13 protein-coding genes are annotated in these 18,027 nt (G+C 53.4%); 5 read left to right on the plus strand and 8 right to left on the minus strand.

Features of this window, described 5'->3' with window-relative positions; genetic code table 11:
- Position 1: 1 nt before the first annotated feature.
- From lsrD to lsrA, 3 genes are read right to left on the minus strand one after another with little or no spacing between them, the layout of a single operon-like run.
- Positions 2 to 1,006, minus strand: a complete 1,005-nt coding sequence (lsrD, locus tag AB1E22_RS06640; RefSeq protein WP_367594635.1) for an autoinducer 2 ABC transporter permease LsrD — start codon at positions 1,004 to 1,006, stop codon at positions 2 to 4.
- On the minus strand, positions 1,006 to 2,037 hold the full coding sequence (gene lsrC / locus AB1E22_RS06645; RefSeq protein WP_367594636.1) for an autoinducer 2 ABC transporter permease LsrC: 1,032 nt from the start codon (positions 2,035 to 2,037) through the stop codon (positions 1,006 to 1,008). Before lsrC ends, lsrD begins: the two co-directional genes overlap by 1 nt.
- Positions 2,034 to 3,515, minus strand: coding sequence for an autoinducer 2 ABC transporter ATP-binding protein LsrA (gene lsrA / locus AB1E22_RS06650; protein ID WP_367597344.1), 1,482 nt, complete (start codon positions 3,513 to 3,515; stop codon positions 2,034 to 2,036). The genes lsrC and lsrA overlap by 4 nt, the downstream gene beginning before the upstream one ends.
- Before the next feature lie 231 nt (positions 3,516 to 3,746).
- Between lsrA and lsrR the strand changes: the two genes are divergently transcribed.
- Positions 3,747 to 4,718 carry a transcriptional regulator LsrR gene (lsrR, locus tag AB1E22_RS06655; RefSeq protein WP_367594637.1) on the plus strand — a complete coding sequence of 324 codons (972 nt, stop codon included), beginning with the start codon at positions 3,747 to 3,749 and terminating at the stop codon, positions 4,716 to 4,718.
- Between the two features lie 40 nt (positions 4,719 to 4,758).
- Positions 4,759 to 6,345 carry an autoinducer-2 kinase gene (lsrK, locus tag AB1E22_RS06660; protein WP_367594638.1) on the plus strand — a complete coding sequence of 529 codons (1,587 nt, stop codon included), beginning with the start codon at positions 4,759 to 4,761 and terminating at the stop codon, positions 6,343 to 6,345.
- A gap of 159 nt (positions 6,346 to 6,504) precedes the next feature.
- Here the strand turns inward: lsrK and AB1E22_RS06665 are convergent, their stop codons facing one another.
- A complete protein-coding gene (locus tag AB1E22_RS06665) occupies positions 6,505 to 7,899 on the minus strand; it encodes a carbohydrate porin (RefSeq protein WP_367594639.1) in 1,395 nt (464 codons plus the stop codon).
- A gap of 455 nt (positions 7,900 to 8,354) precedes the next feature.
- On the opposite strand from AB1E22_RS06665, the gene AB1E22_RS06670 reads away from it, so the two are divergent.
- A complete protein-coding gene (locus AB1E22_RS06670) occupies positions 8,355 to 10,373 on the plus strand; it encodes an FAD-dependent oxidoreductase (protein ID WP_367594640.1) in 2,019 nt (672 codons plus the stop codon).
- Positions 10,374 to 10,431: 58 nt separating this feature from the next.
- Here AB1E22_RS06670 and rlmG read toward each other — a convergent pair whose 3' ends face one another.
- Positions 10,432 to 11,568 (minus strand): 23S rRNA (guanine(1835)-N(2))-methyltransferase RlmG, encoded by a 1,137-nt coding sequence (gene rlmG / locus AB1E22_RS06675; protein ID WP_367594641.1) that lies wholly within the window; start codon positions 11,566 to 11,568, stop codon positions 10,432 to 10,434.
- 86 nt (positions 11,569 to 11,654) lie between these two features.
- On the opposite strand from rlmG, the gene AB1E22_RS06680 reads away from it, so the two are divergent.
- The gene (locus AB1E22_RS06680; RefSeq protein WP_367594642.1) at positions 11,655 to 12,155 is read left to right on the plus strand and encodes a M48 metallopeptidase family protein; all 501 of its coding nucleotides are present in this window, start codon (positions 11,655 to 11,657) and stop codon (positions 12,153 to 12,155) included.
- Positions 12,156 to 12,245: 90 nt separating this feature from the next.
- Here AB1E22_RS06680 and AB1E22_RS06685 read toward each other — a convergent pair whose 3' ends face one another.
- Positions 12,246 to 13,892: a glycerone kinase gene (locus AB1E22_RS06685; protein WP_367594643.1), complete on the minus strand. Its 1,647-nt coding sequence runs from the start codon at positions 13,890 to 13,892 to the stop codon at positions 12,246 to 12,248.
- A 135-nt stretch (positions 13,893 to 14,027) separates the two neighbouring features.
- On the opposite strand from AB1E22_RS06685, the gene AB1E22_RS06690 reads away from it, so the two are divergent.
- Positions 14,028 to 15,530, plus strand: a complete 1,503-nt coding sequence (locus AB1E22_RS06690) for a helicase HerA-like C-terminal domain-containing protein (RefSeq protein ID WP_367594644.1) — start codon at positions 14,028 to 14,030, stop codon at positions 15,528 to 15,530.
- Positions 15,531 to 15,674: 144 nt separating this feature from the next.
- Here the strand turns inward: AB1E22_RS06690 and lptG are convergent, their stop codons facing one another.
- Positions 15,675 to 16,754, minus strand: a complete 1,080-nt coding sequence (gene lptG / locus AB1E22_RS06695) for an LPS export ABC transporter permease LptG (protein ID WP_367594645.1) — start codon at positions 16,752 to 16,754, stop codon at positions 15,675 to 15,677.
- Positions 16,755 to 17,858: an LPS export ABC transporter permease LptF gene (gene lptF / locus AB1E22_RS06700; RefSeq protein WP_367594646.1), complete on the minus strand. Its 1,104-nt coding sequence runs from the start codon at positions 17,856 to 17,858 to the stop codon at positions 16,755 to 16,757. It lies immediately after the preceding gene.
- Positions 17,859 to 18,027 lie beyond the last annotated feature (169 nt).

Here is an 18,027-nt window from a genome sequence, read left to right on the forward strand (position 1 = left end):
ATCAAACTCCCGTTAGTTTTCTGTTACCGCGCAAACGACGCCAGGTCGCCTGTAGATAATCGCGGTGCAAACTCACCGAACGACCAATGACCACCACAATCAACAGCGCACCGGACAACGCACTCGATACCTGATTAGGCACGCCAGCCATCTGTAAACCTTGTTGCAAATACCCCACTAACAACGCCGCAAGCGCAGTACCGACAATCGAGCCGGAACCGCCGTAGATATTCGCCCCGCCCAGCACCGCCGCCGTGAGCGCAGGCATCAGTAAATCGCGTCCTAAATCGGAACGCGCCGAACCGAAATAAGAAACCAGCACCACCGCCGCAATTGCCGACGCCAGCCCCACCATGCCGTAAACCCCGTACAGCGAGCCGTTGACCGGCAATGCGGCATACCGCGCCGCACGCGGGTTTTGCCCAATCAGGAAAATATGGCGACCAAAGCGCGCGCGATGCGTCAGCAGCCAGAACAGCAGCGTAATCACGGCAAACATCACCAGCGGAACCGGCAGGCCGAGCAGCGTCAGATTGGCGAAGTTGGTAAAGGCATCCGGGAAGCCGCCAATGCCTTCATAGCCGGTCGCCCCCGCCATACCCGAAAGCAAAAGCGCCGCCCCGCCAAATAGATAAAGCGTGCCGAGGGTGATAACCAACGGGCTGATACCGGTGTAGTGAATCAACGCGGCGTTAAATAATCCGCAGAACAGGCCAACGGCGAGCGTGAGAATCACCGCCACAGAAATCGGTAGCCCGGCATTGAGCATGACGCCCAGCGCAATGGCGCACAGGCCGATGGTGGAGCCCAGCGAAATATCAATCCCACCGCTGATAATCACCAGCGTCAGCGGCAGCGCCACAATCCCGATGCAGATAAAATCGCTGGTGCTGAACAGCAGCATATTCACATCGAGCATGCGTGGATTCACGGCCCCAAATAACAGAATTTCCACCACCAGAATCAGTAACAGCGCCATTTCCCAGTTAAGTTTCAGCTTTTTCATCACGCCACATCCTTCTTCTTACGGGGAAAAGGCCGCACGTTTTTCGCCCCCGGTAACGGCGGCACAAAACGGCTATATTTTTGCGCCCGCTGGTGACGCGCCAGCGCCTGGCGCAGGCGTCCATCCAGCACCAGCACGCCGAGCAACACCAGGCCCGCGATAAAGTCATTCCACCAGGCCGGGAGTTTGAAGAGCACCAAAACGGTGTCGATTTGCGTGAGGAAGAACGCGCCGAGGAACGCGCCAATTACCGTGCCGGTTCCACCAAGCAGAGAAATGCCACCCAGCACGCAGGCGGCGATGGCTTTCATCTCCAGCCCGCTGCCGGTTTGGTTTGGCACAAAGCCAATTTGTGAGGCGAAGATAATCCCGGCGATGGCCGCCAGCATGCCGTTAAAGGTGAACGCCAAAAAGCGCGTACGGTTTACCGCAACGCCCAACTGGCGGGCCGCGGCGAGATTATCCCCTACCGCATAGAAATCGCGCCCGAACGCGGTTCGCGCTAATACCCACGCAAAAATAGCCACCAGCGCCAGCACCATAAAACCAAGCGGGGAAATCCCCAGCGCAATGGGCTCTGAGAGCGATTTCAGGCTGGCGGGTAATCCTTCAATCCATTTCCCGCCCGTCCACAGCAGCATGCCGCCGCGATACAGCCCGAGCGTGCCAAGCGTGGCAACGATCGCCGGAATGCGTAGCCAGACCACCAAAACCCCGTTAAAGAATCCTGCGAGCGCGCCAATCAGCATGGCGAATAACATCGCCATCGGCAGGCTATAACCGCTGTTTAGCGCCACGCCAACCGCAATGGCACACAAGCCCACGGTCGATCCTACCGACACGTCGATATTGCGCGTGAGCATCACCATTGATGCGCCAACCGCCAGCAGGATAAGGATCTGCGCGCTGGTGAAAATCATGCTCAATGTTTGCAGGCTGAAGTAGCTGTGATTGAGCGCCACCAGCACGGCAAACAGCGCGAGGATCGCAAGCCCCGCGCTGAGCTCGCGGTTACGCAGCAATTTTTTCATGCTTTACCTCCGCCAAACGCCATGCTCATCATTCTGTCGACGGTGATCGACGGTTTGCGTAACTCCCCGTTCATCGCCCCCTGGTGCATCACCAGCACACGATCCGCAAGCCCGCTGAACTCGTCGAGATCCGATGAGATCATCAGTACCGCAACGTTTTGCGCCGCCACGCTTTTGATCAACTGATAAATATCTGCCCGCGCGGCAACGTCTACACCACGCGTCGGTTCATCAATGATCAACAACAGCGGATTGGCTTCAAGGCAGCGCGCCAGGAGTACTTTTTGCTGGTTGCCGCCGGAAAGCGTGCGCACGGTTTGCTCGGCATCATTAAGTTTGATGCCAAGCGCGCGGTGGTAACGCTCCACAACAGCCGCCTCGCGTTTGTTTTGCTGCCACACGCTCGACTCGTTGAGCGCCACTGTGTTCCAGCGGATCGGCGCATCGAGAAATAACCCGGAAACCTGGCGATCTTCCGGCAGATAAATCAGCCCGCGATCGAGACGTGATTTGGTGCGATCCCCGCTAATTTCCCGGTTTTCAAGAAAGATGCGCCCGCCGCGAACGGGCCGTAAACCATAGAGCGTTTCGGCAAGTTCTGTGCGCCCGGATCCCACCAGACCCGCAAGGCCGACGATCTCCCCGGCGTACAGCTCAAAGCTGAGATCGATAAAACCTTCCCCAGTCAGCTCCTCCACGCGCAGAACCGGAAAATCCTGCGGTTCGGTGCGGCGGTTACCCGGCAACGCCAGCCACAGTTTTTGCGTATCGCTTAACGTGTGCTGGCGGTCGATCGGCGTCATGGCGTTGATCAACTGTTCATCCAGCAACTGCGCCGTTTCCCCCTGCAACACCACCGCTCCGTCGCGCATCACCGAAATATGGCTGGCTAGCTGGCGGATTTCCGGCAATTTATGGGAGATAAAAATGATGCCCACGCCCAGGCTTTGTAACGCCCGAATCTGGCGAAACAGGCGTTCGGTTTCCCCTGGCGTTAGCGAGGCGGTGGGTTCATCAAGGATCAGGATCTTCGCTTCGCGCATTAAACCGCGCAGGATCTCAACCATCTGTTGATCGGCCACTTCCAGCGTGCTCGCGGTGGCCGTGAGCGGGATCTGGCATTCCAGTTGATGCATTTTTTCCTGCAGGCGTTGTTCGACATCACGCAGGCGCGGCAGGCGAAAAAGAATGTTCTCCCGCACCGTGAGATTAGGAAACAGCATCGGTTCCTGCGGCACCAGATAAATCCCTAACTCATGCGCCTGCCCCGGTTTGAGTCGCCCAAACGCTTTACCCTGAACGTTCAGTTCACCGCTGTCAGGGGTTTCCACACCGGCGAAAATCTTCATTAGCGTCGATTTCCCTGCGCCATTACCGCCAAGCAAGGCATGGACCTGCCCGGCATACAGAGCAAAATCAATACCTTTGAGAACGCTCACCCCAGAAAACTGTTTACTGATGTTGTGCGCTTCAAGCATTGCGGCGGTGTTGGGCATTTTCACTCCACAATTGAACAAAAGAGAAATTGAATTAATAATGTTCAAAAGCGTAGACGCCGGGTTATCTTTACAACGCGTCCGGGATCACAAAATTTTTAAATAGATCGGCTAAACCCTTTGCATCTGAAAATGATCTTTTTGCCGTGCGCTTCACATTTTCTTATCCCGCATCTTCGAACATATGATCTAAATTTTAATAAGAGTTCACTTATGAGCGATAAACGAGCAGCAGAAGAAGGCAAACTGGCCGCCCTGCCGATGGCAGAAGAAGAGTTGCTGGCGCGCGTGGCCTGGTCTTACTACCACGATGGGCTAACCCAAAATGACATTGGCGAACGGCTCGGGTTGCCGCGTTTGAAGATTTCGCGGCTGCTGGAGAAAGGCCGTCAGTCTGGCGTTATACGCGTGCAGATTAACTCGCGTTTTGAAGGCTGTCTGGCGCTGGAAACTCAGTTGCAGCAGCGTTTCAGCCTTAAAATTGCGCGCGTGCTTCCGGCGCATAACACACCGCCGATGACGACGCGTTTAGGCATCGGCGCCGCGCAATCTCTGATGGGGATTCTGGAACCGGGGCAGATGTTAGCGGTGGGATTTGGTGAGGCGACCATGAATTGCCTCCAGCATTTGAGCGGGTTTATCGGCTCGCAGCAGATTCGCCTGGTGACGCTTTCCGGCGGCGTCGGGCCCTATATGACGGGTATCGGCCAGTTAGACGCGGCGTGCAGCGTTAGCATGATCCCCGCCCCGCTGCGGGTTTCATCCCCGCAGGTGGCCGAAATTTTGCGCATGGAAGCAAGCGTGCGGGATGTGATCCTCGCCGCAACTGCCGCAGATGTCGCCGTTGTCGGCATCGGGGCTATCAATCAAAAGCGCGACGCTACGATTCTGCGCTCCGGTTATATCAGCGAAGGTGAACAACTGATGTACGCCCGCAAAGGTGCGGTGGGCGATATTCTTGGCTATTTCCTGCAAGCGGATGGCGAACTGGTGGAAGGGTTGGAAATTCACCGTGAATTGCTTGGCGTAACGCTCGACGACCTCGCGCATCTCCCAACCATTGTGGGCGTTGCGGGCGGCGTGGATAAAGCGGACGCTATTTATGCCGCACTTCAGGGCCAGCGAATTAACGGCCTGGTGACGGAAGAAGAGACTGCGCGGGCGGTGCTAGCGTTGGCGGATTAAATTTTATTCGTCGCCAGCCGCGCTCATAAGAGGAAAGGCGATGAGTTATTTACTTGCACTGGACGCCGGAACGGGCAGCATCCGCGCCGTGATCTTCGATACTTCAGGCCACCAGATTGCCGTCGGCCAGGCCGAATGGAAACATCTGAGCGTGGTGGATGTCCCCGGCTCGATGGAGTTTGATCTCAGCACCAACTGGCAGCTCGCCTGCCAGTGTATTCGCGAAGCCTTGCAAAATGCCCATCTGCCACCGGGCGCTATCAGCGCCGTTGCCTGCTGTTCGATGCGAGAAGGGATCGTGCTTTACGACAGCAATGGCGAGGCGATCTGGGCCTGTGCCAACGTCGATGCTCGCGCCAGCCGCGAAGTCAGCGAACTTAAAGAGATCCATGATTTCCAGTTTGAATCCGAGGTGTACCACGTTTCGGGCCAGACGCTGGCGTTAAGCGCCATGCCGCGCCTGTTGTGGCTTGCCCATCATCGGCCAGATATTTATCGCAAGGCCGCCACCGTCACCATGATTAGCGACTGGCTGGCGGCTAAACTGAGCGGCGAGCTGGCCGTCGATCCATCCAATGCAGGCACAACGGGAATGCTGGATTTAGCAACCCGCGACTGGCAGCCTGCTTTAATGGATATGGCCGGACTGCGGGCAGATATTCTCTCCCCGGTAAAAGAGACCGGGACGGTGCTTGGCGGCGTCACTCAGGAAGCGGCGCAACAAAGTGGCCTGCGGGCTGGCACTCCCGTCGTTATGGGCGGCGGCGATGTGCAACTGGGCTGCGTCGGGCTTGGCGTGGTGCGCGCTGGGCAAGCGGCGGTGTTAGGCGGTACATTCTGGCAGCAGGTGGTGAACCTGCCCGCGATCAAAACCGATCCAGAAATGAATATTCGTATTAACCCGCACGTCATCAGCAATATGGTGCAGGCGGAATCCATCAGCTTCTTCACCGGCCTGACAATGCGCTGGTTCCGCGATGCTTTCTGTGCCGAAGAGAAACTGCTAGCTGAACGGCTGGGCGTGGATACTTACGCCCTGCTCGAAGAGATGGCGGCGCGGGTTCCGGCAGGCTCCCACGGCGTAATGCCGATTTTCTCCGACGCCATGCATTTCAAGCAGTGGTATCACGCCGCACCGTCGTTTATTAACCTCTCCATCGACCCGGAAAAATGCAATAAAGCGACGCTTTTCCGCGCGCTGGAAGAGAACGCGGCGATTGTTTCGGCATGCAATCTTGAGCAAATTTCCGGTTTTTCCAGTATTGAATTTGACTCGCTGGTGTTTGCGGGCGGCGGCTCGAAAGGGGCACTGTGGAGCCAGATCCTCAGTGACGTAACCGGTTTGCCCGTGCGTGTGCCGGTTGTTAAAGAGGCTACCGCGCTAGGCTGCGCGATTGCTGCGGGCGTTGGTGCCGGGTTGTTTAACAATCTGGCTGATGCCGGAGAACGGCTGGTGCAATGGCAGCGCGAGTTCACGCCAAACCTGGCACATCGTGAACTGTATGACGAAATGAAACGCAAATGGATGAAGGTGTATGCCGATCAGTTGACGCTGGTGGATAGCGGTTTGACGACATCGATGTGGCAGGCACCGGGGCTGGTAATGCCACCCCGGCCCTCTCTCTGAGGGCTGTCTCTTATACAGCTCTCACTCAGGCATTCGGCAAGAATGCGATTCGGACCCCACCCCAGCCCTCCCCTTGCCAGGGGAGGGAGTAATTAACTCCTCCACCTGGCAAGGGGGAGGCTGGGAGGGGGTCAGCCCAGGGAGAGGGATAAACTCACATTAGAAATAGTACTTAAACCGTACGCGGCCGCCGTAACGGGTATTGTCACTGCCGTCACCAGAATCATGATCGGCGCTGACCCACGACACGTAGGTACCGAGATAAATATTGAAGTTCTTCATACCCATCACGTTCGGGAACAGATACGAAGAGTGAATGGTGTGGATATCATAAGTGCCTGCATTAGTAATCCAGCAGTCGTTATCGCAGTTATCCAGGGCGTTGGTCACATCAAACTTGTCGATATCGTTGTGGGCGTAGATATAGCCGAGTTCGAAGTTATGCCATAAGGCGTTCGCGCCTGCGGTGAAATCGGTTTCGTCGGAGGCATCCAGATAAGCGGTATTCAGGTTGGCGACAATACCGTCATCCGGATCGGTTTTCTGGCCGTTCCACGTCATGGTTAAGCCATACCCGGTGCGGTCAGATTGGTCTACCGTTTGACCGTTGGCATCTTTATACCCGTAGGCGTTGTTCACCACCTGCGCTTCCATCGCTGCGGCAACGGAGAAGTTATCCTGCGACCAGGAAATAACCGGGCGCAAATAGGCCACGTTTTTATCGTTAACCAATTCATTACCGTGATAGGACTTGTCCTGATAGAGCGATGTCCCGTTTTCCAGCAGCGTATTCAGCTCGAAATACCAGTTGTCGATAGTTTTGCTCAGCAGGAAGTTGCCGCCGGAATCGCTACGCCCGCGCCCTTCTTTCATCATGTAGATATAGCCGTAGCCATCGCCGTACAAATCATTGGCGGTATTACCGGAATACTCAACAAAGGTATCCTGATTAAGCGGGAACATATCGTAAGCTTCGAAACGGCCGACTTTGATTTTCCAGTCATTTTCATGACCAAAGAAGAAAACCGCATCATCAAGATTCATATGCCCGGTTAAATCGGCTAACGGCTGGGCGGAGAAACCCGCAAAATTGCCGTCATCCATACGGCGATAACCATCAAAGCCCAGCAGCAAACGCCCATTAATATCCCAACGTTCATTATTACCATCAGCCCAATTCGTATTAGCACTACGGCGCATGGAGGTCAGGCCATTACTCCGGCTGGCTGCATCCATATTAAATTCGACATCGCCATATATTTTAAGATCGCCATAACCGGTTAAGGTTAATTTTGGGGATTTATTATCGGTTTCGCTATTAACAGATTGTTCGCTCACTACCGTGACAGGTGCGGTTTGCGCGACTTGCACTGGAGCAGGTTTTGATTTTATTTGCTGAATTTCAGCTTCGGCTGTTGCGGCACGTTTTTCCGCCGCGATTAAGCGTTGTTCTAATTGATTAAGCCGTTGTTCCAGTGCGCTTTCATGGGTCGCGGCTATTGCCCCGCTGGATAAAACAGCCCCCACAACCAGGGATAATAATTTTATTTTCATAGGCATCACAGATCCTTGTTAATATTTTATATAAATCCCATGAATATATTTAAGGATTCATAAATAAAGAAAATAAATTGAATTCCGCTCTGATGAATTGCTGCGAAAAGAAACATAACAACATTATTTTTTATCTCAAAAGAGAAGTTTTCATAACTGTATCTTCATCACATTCAAATAAATAAAAAATGAAATTAGACTTTAAATCATAAATTAAAAGTATATGAAAGCAGGAATATATAATTCTCACGCCGAGTTATAACGATATTTATGAATAAAGAAAAAATTTCCATAACGCCGCCACCGGATAGCCCGGCCCTTGCCCCAAGGGAATCCCTCACCTTTCTTTGATTCACGTCACAATCATTCGACAACTTTCCCCCATTTACGCTACATCCCGCTAAATTACTAACTCATCCGACCACATAATAATAATGACCTACAGGAAGAAGAATATGAGCTATCCGTCGCTGTTTGCCCCGCTTGACTTGGGTTTCACTCAGCTAAAAAACCGTGTGCTTATGGGCTCAATGCACACCGGGCTTGAGGAGCACCCAAACGGTGCCGAACGCCTGGCGGCTTTTTATGCCGAACGCGCGCGTCACGGCGTGGCGTTGATTGTTACGGGCGGCGTTGCCCCTTCGCCTTCGGGCGTAGGCATGGAAAGCGGCGCGGTGCTCAATCACGCCAGCCAACTGGCACACCATCAAGTCGTGACCAAAGCGGTGCACCGTGAAGGCGGGAAAATCGCCCTGCAGATTCTGCACACCGGACGCTATAGCTATCAGCCTAATCCTGTTGCCCCCTCCGCAATCCAGGCCCCCATTAACCGGTTTAAACCTCACGCGTTAAATCACGATGAAATCCTCACCTTAATTGCAGACTTTGCTCAATGCGCCAGCCTGGCGCAGCAGGCCGGATACGATGGTGTCGAAATAATGGGTTCCGAAGGCTATTTGATTAACCAGTTTTTAGCCGCACGAACCAACCAGCGTGACGATGAATGGGGCGGGGATTATCCGCGCCGGATGCGCTTTGCGATAGAAGTGGTGCGCGCGGTGCGTGAAAAAGTGGGGGCGAATTTTATTATCATTTATCGCCTGTCGATGCTGGATCTGGTTGAGGGCGGCGGCACGTTTGAAGAGGCCGTGCAGCTTGCCAAAGCCATTGAAAAGGCGGGAGCCACACTTATCAATACCGGCATTGGCTGGCACGAAGCGCGTATTCCGACCATCGCCACACCGGTTCCACGCGGGGCGTTTAGCTGGGTAACGCGTAAATTAAAAGGTCTGGTTTCGATCCCGCTTGTCACGACGAACCGGATTAACGATCCGCAAACCGCCGAGCAGATCCTCGCCGAAGGCGATGCCGATATGGTGTCAATGGCTCGCCCGTTCCTTGCAGATGCCGAGTTTGTCTCCAAAGCCCAGCAGGGGCGCGAAGACGAAATCAACACCTGCATCGGCTGCAACCAGGCGTGTCTGGATCAGATTTTCCTTGGGAAAGTCACCTCCTGTCTGGTGAATCCTCGCGCCTGCCATGAAACTAAAATGCCGATTGTTCCCGCAGCCGTACGTAAAAATCTGGCGGTCGTTGGCGCGGGCCCCGCAGGGTTAGCATTTGCGATCAACGCCGCAGGACGCGGGCACAAAGTGACATTATTTGACGCGGGTGCAGAAATTGGCGGGCAATTTAATATTGCGAAGCAGATCCCAGGCAAAGAAGAATTTTACGAAACGCTGCGTTATTACCGCCGAATGTTGGGCCTGACCGGCGTTGAGGTTCGCCTCAATCAATACGTGACAGCGCCAATGCTTGAAGCGTTCGACGAGATTATTCTCGCCTGCGGGATTGAACCGCGTCTGCCGCTTATCGACGGCATCATGCATCCTAAGGTCTTGAGTTATATCGATGTGCTACGCGAAAAAGCACCGGTTGGCGACCGCGTAGCGATCATCGGCTCCGGGGGTATTGGCTTTGATACCGCGATGTATCTAAGCCAGGAAGGGGAATCCACCAGCCAGAATATCGCCGAGTTTTGCGTGGAATGGGGCATTGACACCAGCCTGCAACACGCGGGAGGCTTGCGTCCGGAAGGCGTTCATCTGCATAAAAGCCCGCGCCAAATTGTGATGCTGCAACGCAAAACCAGTAAACCGGGCGAAGGGTTAGGAAAAACGACCGGCTGGATACATCGCACTACGCTTCTGGCACGCGGCGTAAAAATGGTAGCGGGTGTGACATACGAACGAATTGACGATGAAGGGCTGCATATCACGGTCGGCGGAGAACCGCAGACGTTAGCCGTCGATAACGTGATTATTTGTGCCGGGCAAGATTCACGTCGTGAACTGGCTCAGCCGTTACGTGAACGAGGGAAAATCCTGCATTTGATTGGGGGGGCGGACGTGGCGATGGAACTGGATGCCCGACGCGCAATCGCACAGGGCACCCGTTTAGCGTTAGAGATTTAGAGCACGTGTATGTCGGGTGGATAAGCGTCATCCACCCTTTTACCCAAAGGGACAAAACTTAGCGGCGACGCCCTAACTTCACGGCTTTTAAAACGACAAATTTCTTGTTGGTCGCAACCGTGTCGCAGTTACCGAAAATCTTTTTCAGCTTGTGGTAGTAATCCAGATGGCGGTTAGCAACGATGTACAGCTCGCCGCCATTTTGCAGGCAACGACGGGCATGGTGGAACATTTCCCACGCCACCTGGTCGGTCAGCGCGTGCTGCTGATGGAACGGCGGGTTACACAAAATGGTGTTGAAGCGATAAGGCTCAACGCCCGACAGCGCGTTATTAATCATAAACTCGCAGCGGTCGAGATTTTCCGGCATGTTGGTTTCAACGTTCAGGCGGCTTGACGCAACAGCCATCGGCGATTCATCAACAAACACCACTTTCGCTTCCGGGTTTTTCTCAAGCAGAGTCAAACCGATCACACCGTTACCGCAACCTAAATCGACGATTTCGCCTTCCAGGTTTTCCGGCAAATGTTCGATGAAGAAACGTGCCCCAATATCCAATCCGGTACGAGAAAAGACATTCGCGTGGTTGTGAATCGTCCACGGCGTGCCTTCCAGTTTCCAGCTCAGCGTTTCTGCCGCTTCTTTTAACGCCGGAGCGTTAAAAGTACAGTTAATCAGACGTGCTTTTTTCCATGCCAGTGTGGTAGTGGTCGGCCCAAGAATTTTTTCAAACAACTCGATAGTGGAGTTGTGAATGTCACGCGTTTTAGCCCCCGCAATAATACGCGTTTCAGGCGTCACAACATGGCGCAGCGCGCGCAGTTGTTGTTCCAGCAGCGCCAGTGTTTTAGGAATTTTAATCAGCACGACCGCGGGAGATTGCGGGTATTTCACTGTGCTATCCAGGAACGTGACGCTGGATTCAACGATCCCGTTCTCACGCAGGTTCTCACGGATAGCCAGTTCGCTGAGGTAGGAGTCGCTTATGCTATACGGCTTGTGTTCAGCCAGTACGCAAGACAGCGCCCCGAAATTGTCATTGAAAATCAGGACCGGGCCACTGATTTCGATTTCGTCCAGTTGCTGCAAAAGGTAGTCATCCGCAGCTTCCCACGCCTGTAGTGGGTTAACGTCATCCGTTTCTGGAAAACGTTTTAGTGTCAGTGAACGGAAACCGTTGTCTAATTGGCTCATCGGCCCTCCTGAATGGTAAAATTTCGGCGTTATCCCCGAATGGGGGCGTGAGTATACCCTTTTTTCCCCGTTATTATGAGAAATGCATGAGCGAACTGACATACCTACAGGGCTACCCTGAGCATCTGCTCTCCCAGGTGAGAACGCTGATTGCGGAACAACGTCTGGGTGAAGTGCTGCAAAAACGCTATCCGGATACGCACAACATCACCACCGATAAAGCACTGTATGCCTGGACGCAAGAGCTTAAAAATCAGTATCTGCGCAATGCTCCGCCGATCAATAAAGTGGCGTTTGACAGTAAAATTCATGTGCTTAATAACGCGCTGGGTTTACACACGGCGGTGTCACGCGTTCAGGGTAATAAGCTGAAAGCCAAAGCGGAAATTCGTGTTGCGACGGTCTTTAAAAATGCACCGGAAGCGTTTTTACGTATGATCGTGGTTCACGAACTGGCGCACCTGAAAGAGAAAGATCACAACAAAGCGTTTTACTCGTTGTGCTGCCATATGGAGCCGCAATATCACCAGTTGGAGTTTGATACCCGCCTGTGGTTAACGCAGCTGGCGTTAACCGGGCAGGGATAATTACCAGGAAAAAGGTAGATGCCGCTGGCGCTTATCTCACGACGAGCCGGGGTTTTGTAGGTGCGATAAGCGCAGCGTCATCCAACACAATCACTTCATTCCTGCAAAAACCGCCGCAATTGCTACGGCTCCAGGGTCTTTCACCCCTTTCAGGCTATCGCTATTTACATATGACGAGCGCCCGGCATTAGCTTTTTGCATATTCGCCGTCGCCTCTGCTCCTTGCTGCGCGGCCTTCACCGCAGCGCTTAAACCGCTCTCTTTGAGCGCCTCAAGCGCAGGCTGCAACGCGTCGATTAACGTGCGGTCGCCCAAATCAGCGCCGCCATAACGTTTCATCTGCTCAAGTCCAAACAATAGCGCATCCGCAAGCGGCTGCTTTTTAGCCATTTCCTGCCCGCTTGCCGTAAAGAAAATGGACATCAGCACGCCGCTCGAGCCTCCCATCACGGTCGCCAGACGTTCTCCGATAAGCTCCAGTAACGCAGCGGGGTCATTGAGGGGGAGCTTGCCGTCATCGTTGAGCTGCGCAATATCTCTCGCACCTTGTGCAAACGTAGAGCCTGTATCGCCGTCCCCCACTTTTGCATCCAGCGCATTCAAGGCTTTTTCCTGCTCGATAAGCGTTTGGGTAATGTTGGCAACCAGCGCGCGAACGTCGGCATTTTCTGACGGTTTCGTCTGGGAGCCTTCACGAATCACGCTGTGTTTTTGCAACGGCATTGCCTGTAGTTTCACGGCAGGCTGCCAACCTGCGGTTTCCACATCGGCCTGCAACGCTTTAATAAACGCCTCATTAAGTTCGATGACTGAGAGCGAAAAACCTTTCATATCCAGCGCGGTAACCAGCGGCGCCGGGCCAATCAAATAGTCGATTTGATCCTTAATATCTGAATGCACCAGCTCTTTGGTAAGAATGGCCATTTCCAGGGATGACACGCCGCCAAGGTTGTTGATCAGTACCGCAAGCCTTGCCTGCTCCCCTGTCTTTTTACGCAGGTGTTTTACCAGCGTGGCAATCGTCTTTTGGCTGTTTTGGCTATCCACCGTGCTCGCTCCCGGCTCGCCGTGAATCCCCAACCCCAACTCAACATGCCCGCCTTTAATGCGCCCTTCTTCTTCATTTTGATCGGCTTGATCGGGCAGATTGCAGGTTTGCATGGCGACACCCATGCTGGCAATGCTGTCGCACGCAAGTTGCGCAATGTCTCGAACATCGCTTAATGATTTGCCCTGCTCTGCGGCAAAGCCCGCAATTTTGTGCACCAGAACGGTTCCGGCAATTCCGCGCGGCTGTTTGTTATCCGGCAGCGAAATATCGTCGCCAACAATAACCATCTCTACTTTGAGGCCATGCTTTTTCGCTTTCTCTGCCGCAAGCCCGAAGTTCAGGCGATCGCCGGTATAATTTTTCACGATCAGCAGGCAGCCCCGGTCACCCGTTACGGCCACGATGGCATTTAAAACGGCCTCCACGCTTGGCGAGGCAAACAAGTCTCCGCATACCGCCGCGGTGAGCATCCCTTTGCCAACAAAGCCCGCGTGCGCCGGTTCGTGGCCCGAACCACCGCCGGAAATAATCGCGACTTTGCTTTTATTCCAGTCTTTGCGTACCACCACGCGAATCGCGGGATCGGTATCTAAACGAGCGAGGTTTTGAAAACGAGAGCTGATGATGACGCCTTCGATGGCATCGTTGACCATTTGCTTACGGTCATTAAAGAAGAATCTGGACATAGTTTCCCAATAATAAGTAATACATAGGCAAAGCATAGTCTTTGCTGCGAGAGATGCCGCAAACCGAAGGCTTTGCAGATGACGTTCCGTATGCGCTTGCTATGCTTATGGAAATATCGTCACAGGGAAATCATCATGATTGCGCCGCTTTTAATTGCCAGAACCACTGAACAAGAACTGCATTTGTTACCCAGTATGGCGAACCGTCACGGGTTAATAACCGGCGCAACGGGTACCGGTAAAACCGTCACGTTACAAAAACTGGCGGAATCATTTTCTGAGATTGGCGTGCCGGTATTTATGGCGGACGTTAAAGGCGATCTCACCGGCGTGGCGCAAGAAGGTGCCGAGTCTGAAAAGCTGCTCGCAAGGCTTGCAAAAATTGGCGTCAACGACTGGACGCCGCACGGTAATCCGGTTGTGCTGTGGGATATTTTTGGTGAAAAGGGCCACCCTGTGCGGGCGACCATTTCCGATCTCGGCCCGTTGCTACTCTCGCGCCTGCTCAATCTTAATGATGTGCAGGCTGGCGTGCTGCAAATCATCTTCCGCATTGCCGATGACCAGGGTTTATTGCTGCTCGATTTTAAAGATTTGCGCGCGGCAACGCAGTACATCGGCGATAACGCCAAATCGTTCCAGAACCAGTACGGCAATATCAGCAGCGCTTCTGTCGGGGCGATTCAACGAGGGCTATTGCAGCTTGAACAGCAGGGTGCCGAGTACTTCTTCGGCGAGCCGATGCTCGATATCAAAGACTGGATGCGCACCGATGCCAACGGCAAAGGCATTATCAATATTTTATCCGCTGAAAAGCTTTATCAGATGCCAAAGCTGTATGCCGCCAGTTTGTTGTGGATGCTGTCGGAAATCTACGAACAACTGCCGGAAGCGGGTGACCTGGATAAACCCAGACTGGTGTTCTTTTTTGATGAAGCCCATTTGCTCTTCAACGATGCGCCGCAGGTGCTATTGGACAAAATCGAGCAGGTGATTCGCCTGATTCGTTCCAAAGGCGTTGGCGTCTATTTCGTTTCCCAAAACCCATCGGATATTCCGGATACCGTGTTAGGGCAGCTCGGCAACCGTATTCAACATGCGCTCCGAGCCTTCACTCCCAAAGACCAGAAGGCCGTTAAAACGGCGGCACAAACCATGCGTGCCAACCCAACATTCGATACCGAAAAAGCGATTCAAGAATTAGGCACCGGCGAAGCGCTAATCTCTTTGCTGGATGAAAAAGGCAGCCCAACCGTGGTGGAACGCGCCATGGTTATTGCGCCTTGCTCGCGCATGGGGCCGGTAAGCGAAGATGAACGCAACGGGCTTTTAAACCACTCGCCGCTTTACGGTAAATATGATGAAGCTGTCGACAGGGAATCAGCCTATGAGCGCTTACAACAAGGTGTTCAGGCGGCAGGCGAGCAACAAAACGCGCCTCCGGCAAAAGGTGAATCGGTCGCCGTTGATAACGGTATTCTCGGTGGGCTGAAAGATATTCTATTTGGTACAACGGGCCCGCGCGGGGGCAAGAAAGATGGCGTAGTGCAGACCATGGCGAAGAGCGCGGCACGCCAGGTGACCAATCAAATTATTCGCGGTGTTTTGGGAAGTATTATGGGCGGGCGTGGGCGTTGATTTTCTTGAAAATTCTGGTGGATAGCGCCAGCGCTTATCCACCTCAAATTTTCAAACTTCTTTTGGTGGATGGCGCTTCGCTTATCCCCCCTACAGCACCAATTCTGTAGGTCGGTTAAGGCGCAAGCCGCCACCCGACAAAACCTAGCCTGAGCGCTTCATCATCAACCATAGACTGATCAGGAAGAAAGTAGCGCTTGGCAGCAATGCGCCAAGAATAGGCGGAATGTTATACACCAGGCTTAACGGGCCAAAGATTTGGTCGAGCACATAAAATACGAAACCAAAACTAATCCCGGTAACAACACGCACACCCATCGGCACGCTACGCAGTGGGCCGAAGATAAACGACAGCGCCATGAGCATCATTACCGCAACGGAGAGTGGCGCAAAGATTTTGCTCCACATGTTGAGCTGATAACGCCCGGCATCTTGCCCGCTGGATTTAAGGTACTTCACGTAGTTGTGCAGGCCGCTTATCGACAACGCATCGGGGTCAAGCGCAACAACACCCAGTTTGTCTGGCGTGAGATTGGTTTTCCACTCGCCGCTAACTGTCTGCGCACCAGTGATTTGTTTCTCATTGGTCAGGTTGGATTCATCTACCTGAGATAAGCGCCACACCTTGTGTTCAACATCGTATTGCGCTGAAGCTGCATAACGTACCGATTGCAGGCGGCGCTCTTTGTTAAAGCTATAAATACTGACGCCCGCCAGATCGTTATCGCCTTTCACGCGTTCGATATAAACAAAGCTTTGGCCGTCTTTCGCCCATAAACCCTGTTGCGTGGTCAGCAAAGAACCGCCGTACATCTGCTGTGCACGGTAGTTACGCGCCATCTGCTCACCCTGAGGTGCCACCCATTCGCCAATCGCCATGGTCAGCAACACGAGCGGAATCGCGGTTTTCATGACTGAAAATGCAATCTGCATACGGGTAAAGCCGGAGGCCTGCATCACCACCAGCTCACTGCGCTGCGCTAACATGCCCAGCCCAAGCAGTGCGCCGAGCAGGGCTGCCATCGGGAAGAAGATCTGAATGTCTTTTGGCACGCTCAGGACAGTGTAAAGCCCTGCCCCCATCGCGGAGTAGCTGCCCTGACCGGCCTTTTTCAACTGGTCGACAAACTTAATAATGCCCGACAGCGACACCAGCATGAACAACGTCATCATGATGGTGGTGAAGATGGTTTTACCGATATAACGGTCGAGAACACCAAACATTTATGCCGCTCCTCGTGTTTTGCTAAAGCGTGCACGTAGCTGGCGCATCGGCACCGTATCCCACACATTGAGCACCACTGCGATGGCAAAATAGACCAGGTTAACCAACCATATCCAGATCATCGGGTCGATTTTCCCCTTCGCCGCGTTCGATTTCAGCGAGGTCTGAAGCAGGAAGAACACCAGATACAGCAACATGGCAGGCAACATTGACAGCACACGGCCCTGGCGCGGGTTCACCACGCTTAACGGCACCACCATCAAGGCCATAATAAATACGGTAACGATAAGCGTCAGACGCCAGTGCAGTTCAGCTCGCGCACCCGGGGTATCACTTGACCACAAATTGTGGAAATACATCTGACTGGAATCATCGGGATCAAGCGCCACCGTCTGGTGCCCTACTATTGCCTGATAATCCTGGAAGTCCGTGATACGGAAGTCACGCAGCAGCGCCGTGCCTTCAAAACGCGTACCGCTATTAAGCGTCACGACTTGAGATCCATCATGACGCTGCGATAAATGACCGGAGTCAGCAACCACGACAGAAGGACGCGCGTTGCCTTTCGGGCGCAGTTGCGCAAGGAAGACATCTTTGAAACTTGAGCCATCGACGCTTTCAATAAAGAGCACCGAATTTCCGTCAGTCGCTTGCTGGAACTGCCCCTGTGCAAGTGCCGCCATTCCTGGGTTTGCTTTGGCTTCCGCCAACACTTCATCTTGATGACGAGAAGACCACGGGCCTGCCCACATCACGTTGACTGTGGCGACCGCGCCGGTAAAGAGTGCGAGGATCATTGCAGCTTTGATCAGCACCGCTTTACTCAAGCCACAAGCATGCATTACCGTGATTTCACTCTCGGTATACAGTCGGCCAAGCGTCATGAGTAGCCCAAGAAATAGGCTAAGAGGCAGGATAAGCTGCGCCATTTCAGGCACACCCAACCCTAACAGAGAGAGTACGAGGTTTGTCGGAATTTCGCCGTCAACAGCCGCACCCAGTATCCTGACCAGCTTCTGACAAAAAAAGATCAGCAGCAGGATGAAAAGGATAGCAAGTTGGCTTTTGAGCGTCTCCCGAACCAGATATCTTATGATAATCACATTAAATACGCCTGTGAAAACGAGTCTTTTTGCAGGAAAATCGCTTGTTTCATCGCTTATACGTCATTTATTCTCTTGAGTCGTCGAAAACATCGCTAAGATTAAAAAGCCCGGCATGTTACTGGCGCAGGGTGATTTAAATGACGTCGCCGAAACTGTTAAAAACATA

The organism is Buttiauxella gaviniae, assembly GCF_040786275.1.
In the GTDB taxonomy this organism is placed as follows: domain Bacteria; phylum Pseudomonadota; class Gammaproteobacteria; order Enterobacterales; family Enterobacteriaceae; genus Buttiauxella; species Buttiauxella gaviniae_A.